The sequence below is a fragment of the Pseudomonas sp. PDM03 genome (assembly GCF_014852385.1).
Classification (GTDB): Bacteria; Pseudomonadota; Gammaproteobacteria; order Pseudomonadales; family Pseudomonadaceae; genus Aquipseudomonas; species Aquipseudomonas migulae.
Window position 1 is genome coordinate 608,187 of the sequence record NZ_JACVBM010000001.1, and the last position, 17,239, is coordinate 625,425.

The 17,239-nt window shown below is 59.3% G+C and carries 14 protein-coding genes; 11 read left to right on the top strand and 3 right to left on the bottom strand.

Annotated elements, in window-relative coordinates; translation table 11 throughout:
* Positions 1–60: 60 nt before the first annotated feature.
* Positions 61–1,707: a phosphoglucomutase (alpha-D-glucose-1,6-bisphosphate-dependent) gene (gene pgm, locus IB254_RS02950; protein ID WP_192416332.1), complete on the top strand. Its 1,647-nt coding sequence runs from the start codon at positions 61–63 to the stop codon at positions 1,705–1,707.
* Between the two features lie 161 nt (positions 1,708–1,868).
* Here the strand turns inward: pgm and IB254_RS02955 are convergent, their stop codons facing one another.
* Complete coding sequence (locus IB254_RS02955; protein WP_192416333.1) at positions 1,869–2,564, bottom strand: pirin family protein; 696 nt, start codon at positions 2,562–2,564, stop codon at positions 1,869–1,871.
* A 238-nt stretch (positions 2,565–2,802) separates the two neighbouring features.
* On the opposite strand from IB254_RS02955, the gene IB254_RS02960 reads away from it, so the two are divergent.
* On the top strand, positions 2,803–5,274 hold the full coding sequence (locus tag IB254_RS02960; protein ID WP_192416334.1) for a UvrD-helicase domain-containing protein: 2,472 nt from the start codon (positions 2,803–2,805) through the stop codon (positions 5,272–5,274).
* A 63-nt stretch (positions 5,275–5,337) separates the two neighbouring features.
* Here the strand turns inward: IB254_RS02960 and IB254_RS02965 are convergent, their stop codons facing one another.
* A complete protein-coding gene (locus IB254_RS02965) occupies positions 5,338–5,610 on the bottom strand; it encodes a DUF1652 domain-containing protein (protein WP_192227150.1) in 273 nt (90 codons plus the stop codon).
* A 262-nt stretch (positions 5,611–5,872) separates the two neighbouring features.
* Between IB254_RS02965 and IB254_RS02970 the strand changes: the two genes are divergently transcribed.
* From IB254_RS02970 to IB254_RS02985, 4 genes are read left to right on the top strand one after another with little or no spacing between them, the layout of a single operon-like run.
* Positions 5,873–6,688 (top strand): helix-turn-helix transcriptional regulator, encoded by an 816-nt coding sequence (locus IB254_RS02970; protein ID WP_192416335.1) that lies wholly within the window; start codon positions 5,873–5,875, stop codon positions 6,686–6,688.
* 50 nt (positions 6,689–6,738) lie between these two features.
* Positions 6,739–8,145: an NAD(P)/FAD-dependent oxidoreductase gene (locus tag IB254_RS02975; protein WP_192416336.1), complete on the top strand. Its 1,407-nt coding sequence runs from the start codon at positions 6,739–6,741 to the stop codon at positions 8,143–8,145.
* A 30-nt stretch (positions 8,146–8,175) separates the two neighbouring features.
* Positions 8,176–8,517 (top strand): cupin domain-containing protein, encoded by a 342-nt coding sequence (locus IB254_RS02980; protein ID WP_192416337.1) that lies wholly within the window; start codon positions 8,176–8,178, stop codon positions 8,515–8,517.
* Between the two features lie 44 nt (positions 8,518–8,561).
* Positions 8,562–9,647 carry a polyamine ABC transporter substrate-binding protein gene (locus IB254_RS02985; protein WP_192416338.1) on the top strand — a complete coding sequence of 362 codons (1,086 nt, stop codon included), beginning with the start codon at positions 8,562–8,564 and terminating at the stop codon, positions 9,645–9,647.
* 43 nt (positions 9,648–9,690) lie between these two features.
* On the opposite strand, the gene IB254_RS02990 is transcribed toward IB254_RS02985, so the two are convergent.
* Positions 9,691–10,347, bottom strand: a complete 657-nt coding sequence (locus IB254_RS02990; protein ID WP_192416339.1) for a lysozyme inhibitor LprI family protein — start codon at positions 10,345–10,347, stop codon at positions 9,691–9,693.
* A 410-nt stretch (positions 10,348–10,757) separates the two neighbouring features.
* Here IB254_RS02990 and IB254_RS02995 point away from each other — a divergent pair, with 410 nt between their 5' ends.
* The 5 genes from IB254_RS02995 to IB254_RS03015 all read left to right on the top strand — a co-directional run bounded on the left by IB254_RS02995 (position 10,758) and on the right by IB254_RS03015 (position 17,232).
* The gene (locus IB254_RS02995; protein ID WP_192416340.1) at positions 10,758–12,215 is read left to right on the top strand and encodes a serralysin family metalloprotease; all 1,458 of its coding nucleotides are present in this window, start codon (positions 10,758–10,760) and stop codon (positions 12,213–12,215) included.
* Between the two features lie 73 nt (positions 12,216–12,288).
* Complete coding sequence (locus tag IB254_RS03000) at positions 12,289–12,675, top strand: AprI/Inh family metalloprotease inhibitor (protein ID WP_192416341.1); 387 nt, start codon at positions 12,289–12,291, stop codon at positions 12,673–12,675.
* 80 nt (positions 12,676–12,755) lie between these two features.
* Positions 12,756–14,522 carry a type I secretion system permease/ATPase gene (locus IB254_RS03005; protein ID WP_192416342.1) on the top strand — a complete coding sequence of 589 codons (1,767 nt, stop codon included), beginning with the start codon at positions 12,756–12,758 and terminating at the stop codon, positions 14,520–14,522.
* Complete coding sequence (locus IB254_RS03010) at positions 14,519–15,853, top strand: HlyD family type I secretion periplasmic adaptor subunit (protein WP_192416343.1); 1,335 nt, start codon at positions 14,519–14,521, stop codon at positions 15,851–15,853. Before IB254_RS03005 ends, IB254_RS03010 begins: the two co-directional genes overlap by 4 nt.
* Positions 15,854–15,855: 2 nt before the next feature.
* A complete protein-coding gene (locus tag IB254_RS03015) occupies positions 15,856–17,232 on the top strand; it encodes a TolC family outer membrane protein (RefSeq protein ID WP_192416344.1) in 1,377 nt (458 codons plus the stop codon).
* Positions 17,233–17,239 lie beyond the last annotated feature (7 nt).

Sequence of the window (17,239 nt, forward strand, 5' to 3'; positions counted from 1 at the left end):
CGGTCAAACTGCCAGTAAACTGCGTCCCTATTCCTGAACCACTCTATTCAGAGGTTTTGCATGACACTCAGTCCTTTTGCGGGCAAACCGGCACCGGCAGAGTTGTTGGTCGACATCCCGCGACTGGTAACGGCTTATTACACCGGCCAGCCCGATGCCGCGATCTCCACCCAGCGTGTCGCTTTCGGCACGTCCGGGCACCGAGGTAGCTCGTTCGACTTGAGTTTCAACGAATGGCACGTTCTGGCGATCAGCCAGGCGATCTGCCTGTACCGCGAAGCCCAGGGCATCGATGGTCCGCTGTTCGTCGGCATCGACACCCACGCGCTGTCCACCCCGGCGGGCGCAAGCGCCCTCGAAGTGCTGGCCGCCAACGGCGTGACAGTGATGATTGCCGAGGGTGACGAGTACACCCCGACACCAGCGATTTCCCACGCGATTCTCTGTTACAACCGTGGCCGCACCTCGGGCCTGGCAGACGGTATCGTCATCACGCCGTCCCATAACCCGCCGCAAAGCGGTGGCTATAAATACAACCCCACCAACGGTGGCCCGGCCGACACCCACATCACCAAGTGGATCGAAGCCAAGGCCAACGAGCTGCTGGGCAACAAGCTCGCCGGCGTCAAGCGCATCAGTTACGAGCAGGCGCTGAAGGCCAGCACTACGCACCGTCACGATTACCTCAACACCTATGTCGCCGACCTGATCAACGTGATCGACTTTGACGCCATCCGCGACGCCAAACTGCGTCTGGGCGTCGATCCGCTGGGCGGAGCAGGGGTGCGTTACTGGTCGGCGATTGCCGAGCATTACAAGCTGGATCTGGACGTGGTGAACACGCAGGTCGATCCGACCTTCCGCTTCATGACGGTCGACTGGGATGGCCAGATCCGCATGGACCCTTCGTCCAGCCACGCCATGCAAGGCCTGATCGGCCTGAAAGAGCGTTTTGACGTCGCGTTCGCCTGCGATCCGGATCACGATCGCCATGGCATCGTGACGCCGTCCGGTGGTTTGCTCGCGCCGAACAGCTACCTGGCAGTGTCCATCGACTACCTGTTCCAGAACCGCCCGCAATGGCGCGCCGATGCCGCCGTGGGTAAAACCGTGGTCAGCAGTGGCTTGATCGATCGCGTGGCCAAGCGTTTGGGCCGTCGTTTGTACGAAGTGCCGGTCGGTTTCAAATGGTTTGCGGACGGCCTGTTTGACGGCTCGCTGGGTTTTGGCGGCGAAGAAAGCGCCGGCGCCTCGTTCCTGCGCAAGGACGGTGGCGTGTGGAGCACTGACAAGGACGGTTTGATCCCGGCGCTGCTGGCCGCGGAAATGACCGCCCGCACCGGTCGCGACCCGAGCCAGGCCTATCGCGCGTTGACCGATGAACTGGGCGAACCGTTCTCGGTGCGGGTCGATGCCAAGGCCAATCCGCAGCAGAAAGCCTTGCTGAGCAAGCTGTCACCGGAGCAGGTCACGTCGACCCAGCTTGCGGGTGAAGCGATCCAGAGCATCCTCAGCCACGCGCCGGGTAATGACCAGGCGATCGGCGGTTTGAAAGTCATGACCGAAAACGGCTGGTTCGCGGCGCGTCCGTCGGGTACCGAAGACATCTACAAGATCTACGCCGAGAGTTTCGTCAGTGACGAGCATCTGAAGCAGTTGGTTGCCGAAGCTCAAACATTGGTGGATGGCGCTATCTCTGCGAAATAGTTGAGGGCCCCATCACTGGCAAGCCAGCTCCTACAAAGGATTGCGCTGGCCCTGTAGGAGCCGGCTTGCCGGCGATGGCGGCATCAGACACACCGCAAATCCGAAGCAAAAAAAGGGGCGACTATGACAGTCGCCCCTTTTTTTGCCCGGCATTTACCCAATCAAGCCAGGTCCACCAAAACAATCTCACTGTCTTCAATGGCCGTCACGCGCAACACCTGCTCATCAGCCACCGCAACACCATCTCGAGCTTGTGCTCGCAAGCCATTGACTTCAATCGCGCCCGTCGCCGGAACCAGGTAAGCACGGCGGCCATTGTCCAGACGATACTCCGCAGACTCGCCAGCCTTCAGGTTTGCCGCGACCAGACGCGCATCCGCACGGATCCGTAGGCTTTGATCATCGCCGGCCTTGCCGCTGGCCAGGGTCACGAAGCCTTCGCGCTGGCCTTTAGGGAACGGTTTTGCGCCCCAGGACGGTGCCAGGCCTGTTTCGTTCGGGATGATCCAGATCTGGAAGATTTTGGTTTCAGTCGCCTCCAGGTTGTACTCACTGTGAGCGATCCCGGTGCCGGCGCTCATGACCTGCACATCGCCTGCTTCGGTGCGGCCCTTGTTACCGAGGTTGTCTTCGTGGGTAATCGCACCTTCACGGACATACGTGATGATTTCCATGTCCCTGTGCGGGTGTTTCGGGAAACCGGTACCCGAGGCGATCACGTCGTCGTTCCACACCCGCAGGTTGCCCCAGTTCATGCGTTCAGGGTCGTAGTATTCGGCGAACGAAAAGTGGTGATGAGCATCCAGCCAGCCATGGTGGGCGCCGCCCAGGGAGTTGAAGGGTCTGAGTTCGAGCATGATCGTCTCCTGAAAGGGGTGGTGAATGGCGAGCATCATCTATCAGGCACTGATCGATAAAAAGCGTAAAAAATGCCTCAATACAATCGAATAAACTGATATCAAATCACCTCGAAACATTCTCATCCAGCCTTCACTTCATCGCATAAGCCAATGACCTGTAAGCATTTCACTAGAACTGAACGGCAAATGCAGACACCATAGCCCTCAACAGCCTCACACCCTGGAGTCAGCCCGCGTGCCGCAACACACCCCCGATCTTCCTCCTGAACTTCGTCCCTTGGCCGAGATGCCGCTGCTTAAGCGCCTGGCCGCCCGATTCTTTGGCCACGGGCTGACGCGTCTGCGTGCACAACATCGGGCGTCATGGCTGCATGGCCAGGCCGACGGTTTTCGCAGCGGTCACAGCGCCGGGGTAGATTACGGCTATAAGGAAGGCAAGCTCGAAGGGTTGGAGGAAGGTCGGCAGGTGTTGCTGATTCGTGACTCGCGCTCCACCGAACACCGGCCCCCCAACGTCGATGACAACCTGTTCGACGACTGGCGCCTGCCGTTGAGCGCCGAACTGAAGAAGCGCATGAAGGCCGATGTCGCTCGTTTGCTCGCGCCGCACGCTCAACCCAGCGCCGCGCAGTGGAAAATGATCTTCAGCGACACGCCATCGACGTCGGTCATCGCCGGCGCGGGGGCGGGCAAGTCGACCACCCTGGTGCTGCGCATTTTGCTGCTGACCCACTATCTGGGCTTCGAGCTGAGCTCAATGACCGTCGTGACCTTTACACGGGAGTCGCGCAAGGACTTCATCAACAAACTGATCGAGATGTTTGCGCTCTGGGGGCGGCCGCTCGGTTTCAAGGAGGCGCGGGACCTGGTTCGCACCTTCCATTCGCGAATCCTGCCCATGGTGCGCAGCCTGCCGGGCTTCGAGCGGCTGCAAGCGTTCGAAAACCTCAGCAACCGTGTGCAAGGCGCTGATGAGGAGGCCGATAGCAATCCTTTCGATTTGCGCATCAACGACGCCCAGCGTCAGCAGCTCAACGCCTGCTATCACAACCTGCACACGCGTGATGAGCGCTTTCGCGAACTGATCAAGCCGTTGTCGCGTCATGCCTTGCAGCTCAAGGAGCTGGAGCGCGATCACCCGGACGTGCAAAAACGCATGGCCGTGACTGAGCTGGCCGCCAAACGTGATGAAGAGTTGTGTGACTTGATTGAAGATTTGTGGTTTCGCGCAGGTGCCTGGCCCATCAAAGGCATCGAGCCCAATCGCCAGTCGTTTGATATCAACGGCTCGACCTTTCATTGTCATGGCTATATCCCGAGCCTGGATGCGTGGGTCGTGCTGGGTTTCGATCCTCGGGAAAACCCGCAGGTCAGCCGTCCGAATGCCAAGCTCAGCGTTCGCGCGGAATGGGCGGTAAAGCGAACCCTGTTTCAAGCTTTCTGTCGTAAGCCTTTGATATGGCTAGATAGTTATGAAACCTCAAAGCGTGTTTTGGCGTCCCTTGCGGGCGATGCCAGCGCCGGGCCGGGGTTCGATTACAAGGTCAAGGGCGAGCTCGGTTCCGCGCCGTTGCTGGACTGTTTTGTCGCGGCGGCCGGGTTTATCGAAAACCTGGGCCTGGATGTTCCGAATGCCGTGGGCCAGATGAGCTTCGCCAAGGACGACCCGGACCGGTTTTTCTTCGAGGCCTTGAGCCTGTTCTGGAGAGCCCTGGAAGATCATCTGCTGGATCAGAAGCCTCCGGTGATGACCTACAACCGCATGTTCGCCTTGTTCAGCGAGCATTCCCCGGAAAACCAGAAGCTGTTGAGCGATGAACTGCTGCGACCGTTGTCGCACCTGATGATCGACGAATTTCAGGACGTGTCGCCGCAGATTGTTTCCTGGATTCGTGCCAGTCTCGCCGAGATTCGCAGTCGCGGCCCGGCCATGCACGTGGGGCGCGGCGCTCAGCGTTCGTCACTGCTGTGCGTGGGCGATGACTGGCAGTCCATTTATGGATGGCGCGGCAGTTCGCCGACGTATTTCATGGACTTCAACAAGGAGTTTCCTTCGCCGAGCACGACCAAGGTCATGCTCAGCGACAACTATCGCAGCCATCAACACATCATCGATGCCGCCGAACACATCGTACGCGCCGCGCCAGCCATCGCCGGCAAGAAGGCCAAGGCCAGTGGCGAGTCGAAAGCGCTGCTGCCGGTCAACGTGTTGGATCGGGATGATCAAGGCTTGGCCAAGCGGTTGATGGAACACTACAGACAGGGCGATACAATTTTGATGCTTTATCGAAAAAGCAGCGATAAGTCATTGATACAAGAGCATATTCAGTCTGTAGTTAATGTGGATTCTAGCTTGCCGTACGAGTCACGACGACTGAAGCAGTTGACCTATCACAGCGCCAAAGGCCTTCAGGCCGACGCGGTGTTTCTGCTGGGAGACTGCCAGCACCTGACCAGTTCGCCCTACAAGAATCAGGTCTACCGCATGGCGGGCCTGGGCAAGGCTGGCGACAACGAAGCGTACGATAACGCGCAAAAAGACGAGATTTTGCGGTTGGCCTATGTCGGCATCACCCGGGCGGTCAGCCATTGCTACTGGTATGTCGATGGCCAGGACACCCAGTCGGCGAACATGCCCAAGGCCTCCGACCGGATCGGTAAGGGCAAGGCGTTTTTTGCCGATCACCGGAGCAAGACATCGGCGTAAACCCGTACTCACAAAAAAGCCCACAAGATGTGGGCTTTTTTTATGGCAATTGCGCTTCAACCTTCAGGCATAACTCTTGAGGGCCACCGGAGGAATGAAAGACTCAAGTTCATCCTCCACCGCTTCAATGATTCGTTCTACGTCCGCTGCGTTCATGACAGTGGCGCACGGAATGCCGGCAATGGCGATCATGGTCTCGCCCGTGGCACGGTCAAAAAGACGGGCAATCATGCTGCCCGGTGCGTCCATGCTCGCCTCAAAACCCATGGGATGAAAATGCCAGCGCATCAGCTGACAGGCGTTTGGAAAGGTGACTTTACTGAACCCTTTATTCATATGTTGCCCGCCTCATTCATCGAGCGCTTCCGTTAGCTCATGTTAGGAGGGAAGAGCCTTCATTGGCTCAACCGTTGACTGTCTTTAAAAGTAGCATCCGCATGTGAAAATAATGTGGATTTTTCAGGCCGATTGGCAATTGGTTGCTTTTTTTTGATTCGGGTCACAGCGCTGTGACCTTTCAGCAAAAGGCCGGTACTGCTTGCTCATTGAAGCCGGTGCGGAATTTCGGCAAGCTCGCCTTTTTCTCGTCGAGTCCTTTATGCATGCCGATGATGATGGTCCGCTGCAAACCCAGGCCACGAGCGAGACGGTCATGCGCTATCACCTGCGCTGGAAGCACCGCGACCTGGACGGCGTCATGGCGCTGTATCACCCGGACATCCAGTACAGCGACTTCTTCCAGAACCGCGTGATGGGGCTGGACGAATTGCGCGAGTACGTGCGCAGCAGCATGCCGCGCGATCCGGATGAAGCGCTGGAGCACTCGGACCGCATCCGTCTGGACGGCAGCACCGCGTTCATTCAATACCGCATCACCCTGCGCGGCGGTGAAGGGTTGGTGTCATTTCGGGCCAGCGAGGCGATTACTGTCCGCGATGGTCTGATCTGGCGAGTTAACGAATACGCCTCGTTGGTGCATGAGCAGCCCGTCAGCAAAACCGCAAACAGTGCGCGCCCGGCCGTCAGTCGGCTCGGGTTGTCGCCGCGTCAATTGAGTTTCATGGCGCAAGACCTGCAACAGTACTTCCAGCACCAGCAACCCTATCTGGACCCGGAGCTCGACCTGCAACGGGTGGCGAAGGCGTGTGGATACAGCCGCAATCAGATGTCCTATCTGCTCAACCAGGTGCTGGGCCAGAGTTTCTACCGCTACGTTAACCAGGCGCGCTTGCAACATGTGCTCGCCGCGCTGGAAAACGCCGCGCCGCCACTGCGTATCGACGATCTGGCGTTTGCCGCCGGCTTCAATTCGCTCTCGGCGTTCTATAGCTGTTTCCGCCAACACACCGGTCTGTCGCCCAAGGCCTACGTCAAACAAATTTCTTTGCGTGCACGCGCGCAAGACAGCCTCTGAGCCCACGCACTAGGATCAACGCCATCGAAGTTTGAGTGGCGGAGTCTTGCATGCCGGCGTGGCGCACTATCAGTTTGTGGATGGATCAACTCGACGAGCCGTTGTTGGCGCGTGCGGCGCTGGAATACGATCTTGACGTCGACGTCGCCATCATTGGCGCGGGGTACACCGGGCTCTGGACTGCGTACTACCTCAAGCGCCTGGCACCGGGCCTGAATATTGCCATCGTTGAAGCACAAACCGCCGGTTTTGGCGCCTCCGGGCGTAATGGCGGCTGGTTGATGGGCAACCTCCTGGGGGAAGACCGTTTGCTCGCCGATTTACCGGTCGAGCGGCGGCGGGCGTCGTATGACCTGCTGCACAGCATTCCCGATGAAGTTGAAATTGTCCTCGAACGTGAAGGCATTCACTGCGATTACCGCAAAGGCGGGGCGCTGTATTGCGCGGCGCGGTATCCGGAGCAGGAAGCCAGCCTTCGACAGTATCTGGACAAGTTGTATAGCCAGGGCCTGACGGAAAGCCATTATCGCTGGCTCGGCCCCGAGCAGTTGGCGCAACAGATCAGAATTGCCAAGCCTTATGGCGGTATCTATGCACCGCACGTGGCGACCCTGCACCCGGCAAAGTTGGTGCGAGGTCTGGCCCGGACGGTCGAACGCATGGGCGTCAGGATTTACGAAAACAGTCCGGTCACCCACTGGCAATCGGGCAGCCTGCGCACGGCGAAGGCCATGGTGCGCAGCCGCTGGATCGTTCCGGCGGTAGAAGGGTACGCGACCACGCTGCCTCCGCTAGGGCGCTATCAGTTGCCGGTGCAAAGCCTGATCGTCGCCACCGAACCGCTGTCCGCCGCCACTTGGGACGAAATCGGCCTGAGCCAGGGGCAGGCGTTCGGCGAAAGCAGTCGCCAGGTGACTTACGGTCAGCGTACGGCGGATAACCGCCTGGTGTTCGGCGCGCGGGGCGGCTATCAGTTTGCCGGCAAGCTGCGCCATGACTTCGACCTGACCGCCAGTGAAGTCGACTTGCGGCGTTACCTGTTCGGCGAACTCTTCCCGCAACTCAAGAACGTACGTATCACCCATGGCTGGGGCGGCAATCTGGGCATGTCCCGGCGGTTCAAGCCGCACATGTTGTGCGATCTAGCGAGCGGCATTGCGATTTCCGGCGGTTATGGCGGGGAGGGCGTTGGTGCCAGCAACCTGGGTGGACGGACCTTGGCTGACTTGATCCTGCAACGCGATACCGAGCTGGTTCGCCAGCCATGGGTCATTCCTCAGGGCGGTCTCGATGCACTGAAGCCCTGGGAACCGGAACCCTGCCGCTGGCTCGGCTACAACGCGATCATCCGCAGCTTCGTCCATGAAGACCAGACCCTGGCCAACCCGGCCACCGCGCCTTGGCGACGCAAACTGGCCAGCGGGGTCGCCGGGTTCATGGAAGGTTTCATGCAGTAATCGGCGCTTTCTCCATAGACAGGTACTCCCATGGGCATCACGCAGTTCAAGAACACCGCAACCCTGAAGCTGGACGAATCAAACCCGGTCGCCGTGCCGTTGGGAACTCCCGTGGCGGTGGCGTCCGCCACCAGCGTCGAACGCGACGACGGTGTCGAAACCGGCGTCTGGGAATGCACCCCCGGCCGTTGGCGTCGGCAGATCGTGGCCCAGGAATTCTGTCATTTCATCCAGGGGCGCTGCACCTTCACTCCGGATGACGGTGAAACCCTCCACATAGAAGCCGGCGACGCACTGATGTTGCCTGCCAACAGCCTCGGTATCTGGGACATCCAGGAAACCGTGCGCAAGACCTACGTTTTAATTTTTTGATCCTCTGATTGCCTGCCAACAAAAACTCACACAGGAATCCACTCATGATCCGAAAGACCCTGGCACTCGCTCCCCTGGCGCTCTTCGTGAGCCTCAGTCACGCCGCCGACACCGTGAAGATCTACAACTGGTCGGACTACATCGCCCCGGACACCACCAAAGACTTCCAGAAAGAAACCGGCATCGGCTTCAGCTATGACGTGTACGACAGCAACGAAACCCTCGACGGCAAGTTGATGACCGGTAAATCCGGTTACGACGTGGTGTTCCCGTCCAACCACTTCATGGCGCGGCAGATTGAGGGCGGGGCGCTGAAGAAGCTCGACAAGAGCCAGTTGCCGAACTGGAAGAACCTCAACCCGGTACTGCTCAAAGCCCTGCAAACCAACGACCCGGGCAACGAGCACGGCTTCCCGTATCTGTGGGGCAGCACCGGCATCGGCTACAACATTGCCAAGGTCAAGGCGGTGTTGGGCGATAACGCGCCGGTGGATTCCTGGGACCTGATCTTCAAACCCGAAAACATGGCAAAACTGCAGAAGTGCGGCGTGGCCATCCTCGACAACGGGCCCGAGCTGCTGCCGGCCGCGCTGAACTACCTGGGCTTGCCGCATCACAGCAAGAACCCGGAAGACTACAAGAAGGCTGAAGCGCTGTTGATGAAAGTCCGGCCTTACGTCAGCTATTTCCACTCGTCCAAGTACACCAGCGACCTCGCCAACGGTGACATCTGCGTGGCGGTCGGTTTCTCCGGCGACATCCTGCAGGCCGAAAATCGCGCCAAGGAAGCCAAGAACGGCGTGGACATCGGCTATGCGATTCCCAAGGAAGGCGCCGCCATCTGGTTCGACATGGTCGCCATGCCCGCCGACGCCCCGGACGAAAAAGCCGGCTACGCCTTCATGGACTACCTGTTGCGCCCGGCCGTCATGGCCAGCATCAGTAACTACGTGCACTACGCCAATGGCAACGAACAGGCTGACAGCCTGATCGACCCGGCAATCAAGAACGACACCAAGGTTTATCCGAGCCCGGAAATGATGGGAAAACTGTTCGCGCTGGAAGCGATGCCACTGAACATCGACCGGATACGGACACGGGTGTGGAACAAGATTCGCACGGGCAGCTGACAGGTTGCACCAACGCATCGGGACAGGATGTCCCGTTGCGCAATCAGCCGACCGGCTCGACCGTGCAACTCATTTGCCCTGAGCCGGGTATCTGGAACAAGGCATCGCTGCCGTTCTGCAAGAAGCTGTAGCTCCCCCGGTAATCCTTGCCGTTGAATTGGGTAGCGGAATCATTTGGCACCTGGATAAGGGTGGCAGAAGTATTTGCCCATTTCAGGTACACGACACGCGGCTCGACATTGAAGTAAGTGACGGCGATTAACGCGTTGAGCCCGGTGCAACGAAAGGCTACCGGGCCGTCGGTGAGCCTGCTCGGATCCTTGGTTCGTGCAATCACCGAGCCCTGCCGAAGCTGATGCGCACGCTCGGCATAACTACGGATCGTGCAGGCCTTGGGTTCCGCCTCGGCAGAGCAGCGATTGCGGGCGTCTACCCAGAACCGTTGCTCGATCTCGACTTTGTCAGGCCGCGGCACTGAATGATCGTCTGTGAGCGCGAGTCGATAAAGGCGCGTCAGTTCTATGTCCATCTGCTTCAGTTGTGGGGTGCGGCAGATCAGCTTCTCGATGGCAGCACTGGCCCTGGCGCAGTCGAAACTGGTTGCCAGGACCGTAGAAGTCCCGGCATTCGCGCACAGGCTCGTTGCCGCACACGCACTGGCGGTAATGAGCGCGACCCACAAGGGCGTGACCCTTTTCATCTCGACTTCACCCGGATCATTTCATGAGGTCCGCGAAGAAAGTTAACCCGGTATTCAGTGTGGTCCCATTCTTCGAAAAGTCTAATTTTTACCCATGGAAGTGCGCGAATCAAAACGCCAATAGTCGGACGATTTTGATCCCGGCAACTTACTTTTATTTAATATTTAAATTGTAGATTGTCCGACAATAACCCTGGCTCATTATTTTAAATACACCGACTTCTAATCGCGCCTATTGTTTTCGGGCATATTCTGAAGTGCGCAAACTTGACGCCAAAAAAGTAGTGGACGATTGATTTCAAATTGTGTCAGTTTTCTTTCGCCTTCATTGGGCGAGTGATAGGACGATCTCGCCAGAGATTGTTGCTATCTAAAAAAACTGTTCCATAGCAAAACAAGGAAGTGTGTTTATGTCGAAAGTAAAAGACAGCGCTATTGATTCCGCTGAACAGGCATTCCAGCCATTTCAAGCCTTGGCGGCTCCCAGTTCTGCGTTCAACCAGATCAATAGTTTCAGCCATCAGTATGACCGTGGCGGCAATCTGACGGTCAATGGCAAACCCTCGTTTTCCGTCGATCAGGCAGCCACCCAATTGCTGCGCGACGGAGCTGCCTACCAGGACAAGGACGGCAGCGGCAAAATCGAACTGACCTACACGTTCCTGACCTCGGCCTCGTCGAGCACCATGAACAAGCACGGGATTACCGGGTTCAGTCAGTTCAGTGCCCAGCAGAAAGGCCAGACCGTGCTCGCCCTGCAATCCTGGGCCGACGTCGCCAATGTCACCTTCACGGAAAAGGCCGCCGGCGGCGACGGTCACATGACCTTCGGCAATTACAGCGGCGGCCAGGACGGCGCAGCGGCATTCGCTTATTTGCCTGGCACGGGCGCAGGTTACGACGGGACTTCCTGGTACCTGATCAACAGCAGCTACACGCCCAACAAGACCCCGGACCTGAACAACTACGGCCGGCAAACCCTGACCCACGAAATCGGGCACACCCTTGGTCTGGCTCACCCCGGCGACTACAACGCCGGTGAAGGCGCACCGACCTACAATGACGCTTCCTACGGGCAAGACACCCGCGGCTACAGCGTCATGAGTTACTGGAGTGAAAGCAACACCAGCCAGAACTTCAGCAAGGGCGGCGTCGAAGCTTATGCGTCGGGCCCGTTGATCGACGATATCGCGGCCATCCAGAAACTCTACGGCGCCAACACCACCACCCGCACCGGTGACACCACTTACGGCTTCAACTCCAACACCGGTCGCGATTTCCTGAGCGCGTCTTCGTCGGCGGACAAGGTCGTGTTTTCGGTGTGGGATGCGGGCGGCAAGGACACCCTGGATTTCTCCGGGTTTACCCAAAACCAGAAGATCAACCTCAATGAGACCTCGTTCTCCGACGTTGGCGGCCTGGTGGGTAACGTGTCCATCGCCAAGGGCGTCACCGTCGAAAACGCCATTGGCGGTTCGGGCAATGATTTGCTGATCGGTAACGGCGTCTCCAACGAGCTGAAGGGCGGCGCCGGCAACGACATCCTTTACGGCGCGGGCGGCGCGGACAAGTTGTGGGGCGGTGCCGGTTCGGACACCTTCGTGTTCGCCGCCAGCAGCGACTCCAAACCGGGTGCAGTCGACCAGATCCTCGATTTTGTCAGCGGCCTCGACAAGATCGACCTGACCGGCATCACCAACGGTGCAGGCCTGCATTTCGTGAGCGCATTCACGGGTGCGGCGGGCGATGCAGTGCTGACGACCTCCGGTGGTAACAGCCTGCTGTCAGTGGACTTCTCCGGGCATGGCGTGGCGGACTTCCTGGTCAGCACCGTCGGCCAGGCGGCGTACTCGGACATCGTGGCCTGATTCAAGGCAGAAGGAGGGCGGCGCCGATGCGCCGCCCTTTGTCACTTGAGCCACGACCCTGAGTGAAACGCCTATGATTTGTAACGCTTTTACCTGCAAAACCAACGTGTGGCTGTTAGCCGCGTTCATGATGTTTTTTGGAGATATAGCCATGGCAAGCAGCCTGAAGTTGGCAGACCCGTCGGAGCTGGCGGGAAAATGGCGGGTGACGCAGCAAGACAACCCGTCGATCGTTTGCCCCCTCGAATTCAAAGCCAACCAGACGTTGGGCGACGACACCGAGTGCCTCGTCGAATGGCTGGAGGAACAACCGATCGGCTGGTTCCCTGAGCCTGACGGCATCGCGCTCACCGGCAAGGAAGGGTCGAAGATTGTGTTTTTCAGTCGTCAGCGCGACGGGCTGTATCGAGGCACTTCAAAGTCCGGGCTGATCATAATACTTGAGCACCCGCTTGATTAATCGAGATGCGCCAAGTTGTTATTAAAGTGTAAGTAACGACCTCGCCAGGCAGGCGCGGGATAACACCTCAGGAAGAGCCCATGAAGATGGCGAATAACCCGGTTTCCACACCGTTAATAAGGGCGCTGGGTGATTACAAGAGCATTCTGATCAGCGTCGGTTGTTTTACGGCGCTAATCAACATTCTGATGTTAGTGCCCTCTATTTATATGCTCCAGGTCTATGATCGGGTGCTGTCATCGCAAAATGAAACCACGCTGGCCATGTTGTCGCTGATGGTCGTGGGGTTCTTTGCGTTTATCGGTTTTCTGGAGATTATTCGCAGTTTTATCGTCATTCGTATCGGCAGCCAACTGGAACGCCGCTTCAACCTGCGGGTTTATCAGGCCGCTTTCGAGCGCAATTTGTTCAGGGGCGAAGGCAACGCCGGGCAGTCGCTGGGGGATTTGACTCACATTCGCCAGTTCGTGACCGGCCCGGCGCTGTTCGCCTTCTTCGATGCCCCCTGGTTCCCGGTGTACCTGCTCGTGATCTATCTGTTCAACGTCTGGCTCGGCGTGTTTGCCACGGCGGGCGCGGTAGTGCTGATCGGGCTGGCGTGCCTCAATGAGGCCATGACCAAAAAGCCTTTGGGAGAAGCGGCGGTTTTCTCCCAGAAGTCCAGCCAGATGGCCACCAGTCACCTGCATAACGCTGAAACCATTCAAGCCATGGGCATGCTCGGCGCCTTGCGTCATCGCTGGTTCCAGGTGCATTCGCGTTTCCTCGGCCAGCAGAACAAGGCCAGCGACACCGGCGCGGTCATCAGCTCCCTGAGTAAAACCTTGCGTCTGTGCCTGCAATCCCTGGTATTGGGGCTGGGCGCGCTGCTGGTGATCAAGGGCGACATGACCGCCGGGATGATGATTGCCGGTTCGATCCTGATGGGCCGCGTCCTGAGCCCCATCGATCAATTGATCGCGGTCTGGAAACAGTGGAGCGGCGCCAAGCTCGCTTACCGCCGTCTCGATGCTTTGCTGCAAGCCTTCCCGCCGGGCGACGACGTCATGGCGCTGCCGGCACCGAAGGGCCACATCCGTTTTGAACAGGTCAGCGCCGGTCCTCCGGGGCAGCGTGGTGCGACGTTGCACCTGGTCAATTTCAGCCTCGATGCCGGCGAAGTGCTCGGCGTGCTGGGCGCTTCCGGTTCCGGCAAATCGACCCTGGCCCGAGTGCTGGTCGGCGTCTGGCCGACCCTTGGTGGCACGGTGCGCCTCGACGGAGCCGATATCCATCGCTGGAATCGCGACGAGCTCGGTCCCTACATCGGTTATCTGCCGCAAGACATCGAACTGTTCAGCGGCAGCATCGCGCAAAACATCGCCCGGTTCCGTGAGGCCGATCCCCAAACCGTCGTCGCCGCCGCGCAACAGGCAGGTGTGCATGAACTGATCCTGCGCATGCCTCAGGGTTACGACACGCTGCTCGGCGAGGACGGCAGTGGTTTGTCCGGCGGTCAGAAGCAGCGCGTGGCACTGGCGCGTGCCTTGTACGGCAAGCCGAGCCTGGTGGTGCTGGACGAACCGAATTCCAACCTCGACACCGTCGGCGAAGCGGCGCTGGCCAGTGCCATCGCGCACATGAAGGCTCAGGGTACCAGCGTGATCCTGGTGACTCACCGCTCTTCGGCGCTGGCTCAGGCCGACAAGTTGCTGGTGCTCAACGACGGTCGTTTGCAAGCGTTCGGCCCGAGCCAGGACGTGCTCAAGGCGCTTTCCGGTGCCCAGGAACAAAAGCCCGCGCAGGCACCGGGCGGGTTGAGCATGAGCCGGCAGTATCAGCCCTCGACAAGGAGTTCGGGTGTATGAGCAACCTCAACGAAGCCAGCATGGAACACGACTACATCGCCGAACGCCCCGAGCGCGATGCGCGGTTTTTTGCGCGCATGGGCTGGATCCTGGCCATCGTCGGCGCCGGCAGTTTCTTCATTTGGGCCAGTCTGGCGCCGCTCGACCAAGGCATTCCGGTGCAAGGCACCGTGGTGGTCTCGGGCAAGCGCAAAGCGGTGCAATCGATGAGCAGCGGGGTGGTCAGCCGGATTCTGGTGCGCGAAGGTCAAGCGGTGAAGCAGGGTCAGCCGCTGTTTCAACTCGACCAGACCCAAGTCGCCGCTGACGTGCAATCCCTGCAAGCGCAATACCGCATGGCTTGGGCCAGCCTGGCGCGCTGGCAAAGCGAACGGGACAACCTCAAGCAGGTGAGTTTTCCCGCCGAACTGAGCAACGATCCCGACCCGCGTCTGGCACTGGTACTGGAAGGCCAGCGGCAGTTGTTCAGCAGCCGCCGTGAAGCGTTTTCTCGCGAGCAGGCTGCCTTGCGCGCCAGCATCGAAGGCGCTGGTGCGCAACTGGCCGGCATGCGCCGCGCACGCTCGGACTTGACCGCCCAGGCCAGTTCCCTGCAACAGCAACTGAGCAACCTTCAGCCGCTGGCGGACAACGGCTACATCCCGCGAAATCGGCTGATGGAGTACCAGCGCCAACTGTCGCAGGTGCAACAACAATTGGCAGAAAACACCGGCGAAAGCGGCCGGGTGGAGCAGGGCATCCTCGAATCGCGGCTGAAACTGCAACAACACATCGAGGAGTACCAGAAAGAAGTGCGCACCCAGTTGGCCGACGCACAGCTCAAAAGCGTGACGCTGGAGGAGCAACTGACCTCCGCCGGTTTCGATTTGCAGCACAGCGAAATCATCGCCACCGCCGACGGCATCGCGGTCAACCTCGGGGTGCATACCGAAGGTGCGGTGGTGCGCCAGGGCGAAACCCTGCTGGAAATCGTTCCGCAGGGCACTCGCCTGGAAGTGGAGGGGCATCTGCCGATCAACCTGATCGATAAGGTCGGCACGCACTTGCCGGTGGACATTTTGTTCACCGCGTTCAACCAGAGCCGCACGCCACGGGTTCCCGGCGAAGTCAGCCTGATTTCCGCCGACCAGATGGTCGATGAGAAAACCGGCGCTCCGTATTACGTACTGCGCAGCAGCGTCAGCGAACACGCCATGGAAAAACTCAACGGCCTGGTGATCAAGCCCGGCATGCCCGCGGAAATGTTCGTGCGCACCGGCGAGCGTTCGCTCCTCAACTATCTGTTCAAGCCGCTGCTCGACCGGGCAGGTTCCGCGTTGACCGAGGAATAAGGATGTTGCGCTGTATGAATAAGCTATCTGTGTTTGCGGCGAGCCTTGTGCTGCTGACCTGTAACCCGACCATGGCCATGGGACCGTTCGACCTTTACGAGCAAGCGTTGCGCAATGATCCGGTGTTCCTCGGCGCGATCAAGGAGCGCGACGCCGGCCTTGAAAACCGTGCGATCGGCCGCGCCGGGCTGCTGCCGAAACTGGGTTACAACTACAACAAGGGCCGCAACACCTCCAAGGTCACTTACCTCAACGAGCGCGGGCAAAACCAGAGCGATGACCGCAACTACAGCAGTTACGGTTCGTCGTTGACCCTGCAACAACCGCTGCTGGACTACGAGGCCTACGCGACGTACCGCAAAGGCGTGGCGCAGTCGCTGTTCGCCGATGAGAACTTTCGCGGCAAGAGCCAGCAATTGCTGGTGCGGGTGCTGGAGAACTACACCCAGGCGCTGTTCGCCCAGGACCAGATCGACATCGCCCAGGCCAGGAAGAAAGCCTTCGAACAACAGTTCCGGCAGAACGAGCAATTGTTCCGTCAGGGCGAGGGCACGCGCACCGACATCCTCGAAGCCGAGTCACGCTACGAGCTGGCAATCGCCGAAGAAATCGAAGCCCGCAACGAACGGGACGCGTCCCTGCGGGAACTGGGCGCGCTGATCGGCGTGCCGGCCGTCGATATCAGCGATCTCGCGCCGCTGGATCAACAGTTCCAGACCTTCACCCTGCAACCGGCTAATTACGACACCTGGCATGAGATGGCGGTCGCCAACAATCCGGCCCTGGCCTCGCAACGTCAGGCGCTGGAAGTGGCGCGCTACGAGGTGGAGCGCAATCGTGCCGGGCACCTGCCCAAAGTCAGCGCCTACGCAACGGTGCGCCAGAACGAATCGGAAAGCGGCAATACCTACAACCAGCGCTACGACACCAACACCATCGGCATCGAGGTCAACGTCCCGCTGTACGCCGGTGGCGGTGTCTCGGCGTCGACCCGTCAGGCCAGCCGCGCCATGGAACAGGCCGAATACGAACTGGACGGCAAGACACGGGAAACCCTGATCGAGTTGCGTCGCCAGTTCAGCGCGTGCCTGTCGGGGGTGAACAAGCTGCGGGCCTATCAGAAAGCACTGACGTCCGCCGAAGCGCTGGTGGTGTCGACCCGGCAAAGCATTCTCGTCGGTGAACGGGTCAACCTCGACGCGCTGAACGCCGAACAGCAGCTCTACACCACACGCCGCGATCTCGCGCAGAGCCGCTACGACTATTTAATGGCATGGACCAAGTTGCATTACTACGCCGGCACCTTGAACGAGCAAGACCTGGCCAAGGTTGACGAAGCATTTGGGCAAGGCCCGAAGGAACGCCGGAAAGATCTCTGACAATTCC

Bases quoted from the DNA above. Each gene is read 5' to 3' on its own strand.
- pgm (WP_192416332.1), top strand. From the start codon at position 61: ATGACACTCAGTCCTTTTGCGGGCAAACCGGCACCGGCAGAGTTGTTG.
- IB254_RS02955 (WP_192416333.1), bottom strand. From the start codon at position 2,564: ATGCTCGAACTCAGACCCTTCAACTCCCTGGGCGGCGCCCACCATGGC.
- IB254_RS02965 (WP_192227150.1), bottom strand. From the start codon at position 5,610: ATGAATAAAGGGTTCAGTAAAGTCACCTTTCCAAACGCCTGTCAGCTG.
- IB254_RS02970 (WP_192416335.1), top strand. From the start codon at position 5,873: ATGCATGCCGATGATGATGGTCCGCTGCAAACCCAGGCCACGAGCGAG.
- IB254_RS02975 (WP_192416336.1), top strand. From the start codon at position 6,739: ATGCCGGCGTGGCGCACTATCAGTTTGTGGATGGATCAACTCGACGAG.
- IB254_RS02980 (WP_192416337.1), top strand. From the start codon at position 8,176: ATGGGCATCACGCAGTTCAAGAACACCGCAACCCTGAAGCTGGACGAA.
- IB254_RS02985 (WP_192416338.1), top strand. From the start codon at position 8,562: ATGATCCGAAAGACCCTGGCACTCGCTCCCCTGGCGCTCTTCGTGAGC.
- IB254_RS02990 (WP_192416339.1), bottom strand. From the start codon at position 10,347: ATGAAAAGGGTCACGCCCTTGTGGGTCGCGCTCATTACCGCCAGTGCG.
- IB254_RS02995 (WP_192416340.1), top strand. From the start codon at position 10,758: ATGTCGAAAGTAAAAGACAGCGCTATTGATTCCGCTGAACAGGCATTC.
- IB254_RS03000 (WP_192416341.1), top strand. From the start codon at position 12,289: ATGATTTGTAACGCTTTTACCTGCAAAACCAACGTGTGGCTGTTAGCC.
- IB254_RS03005 (WP_192416342.1), top strand. From the start codon at position 12,756: ATGAAGATGGCGAATAACCCGGTTTCCACACCGTTAATAAGGGCGCTG.
- IB254_RS03010 (WP_192416343.1), top strand. From the start codon at position 14,519: ATGAGCAACCTCAACGAAGCCAGCATGGAACACGACTACATCGCCGAA.
- IB254_RS03015 (WP_192416344.1), top strand. From the start codon at position 15,856: ATGTTGCGCTGTATGAATAAGCTATCTGTGTTTGCGGCGAGCCTTGTG.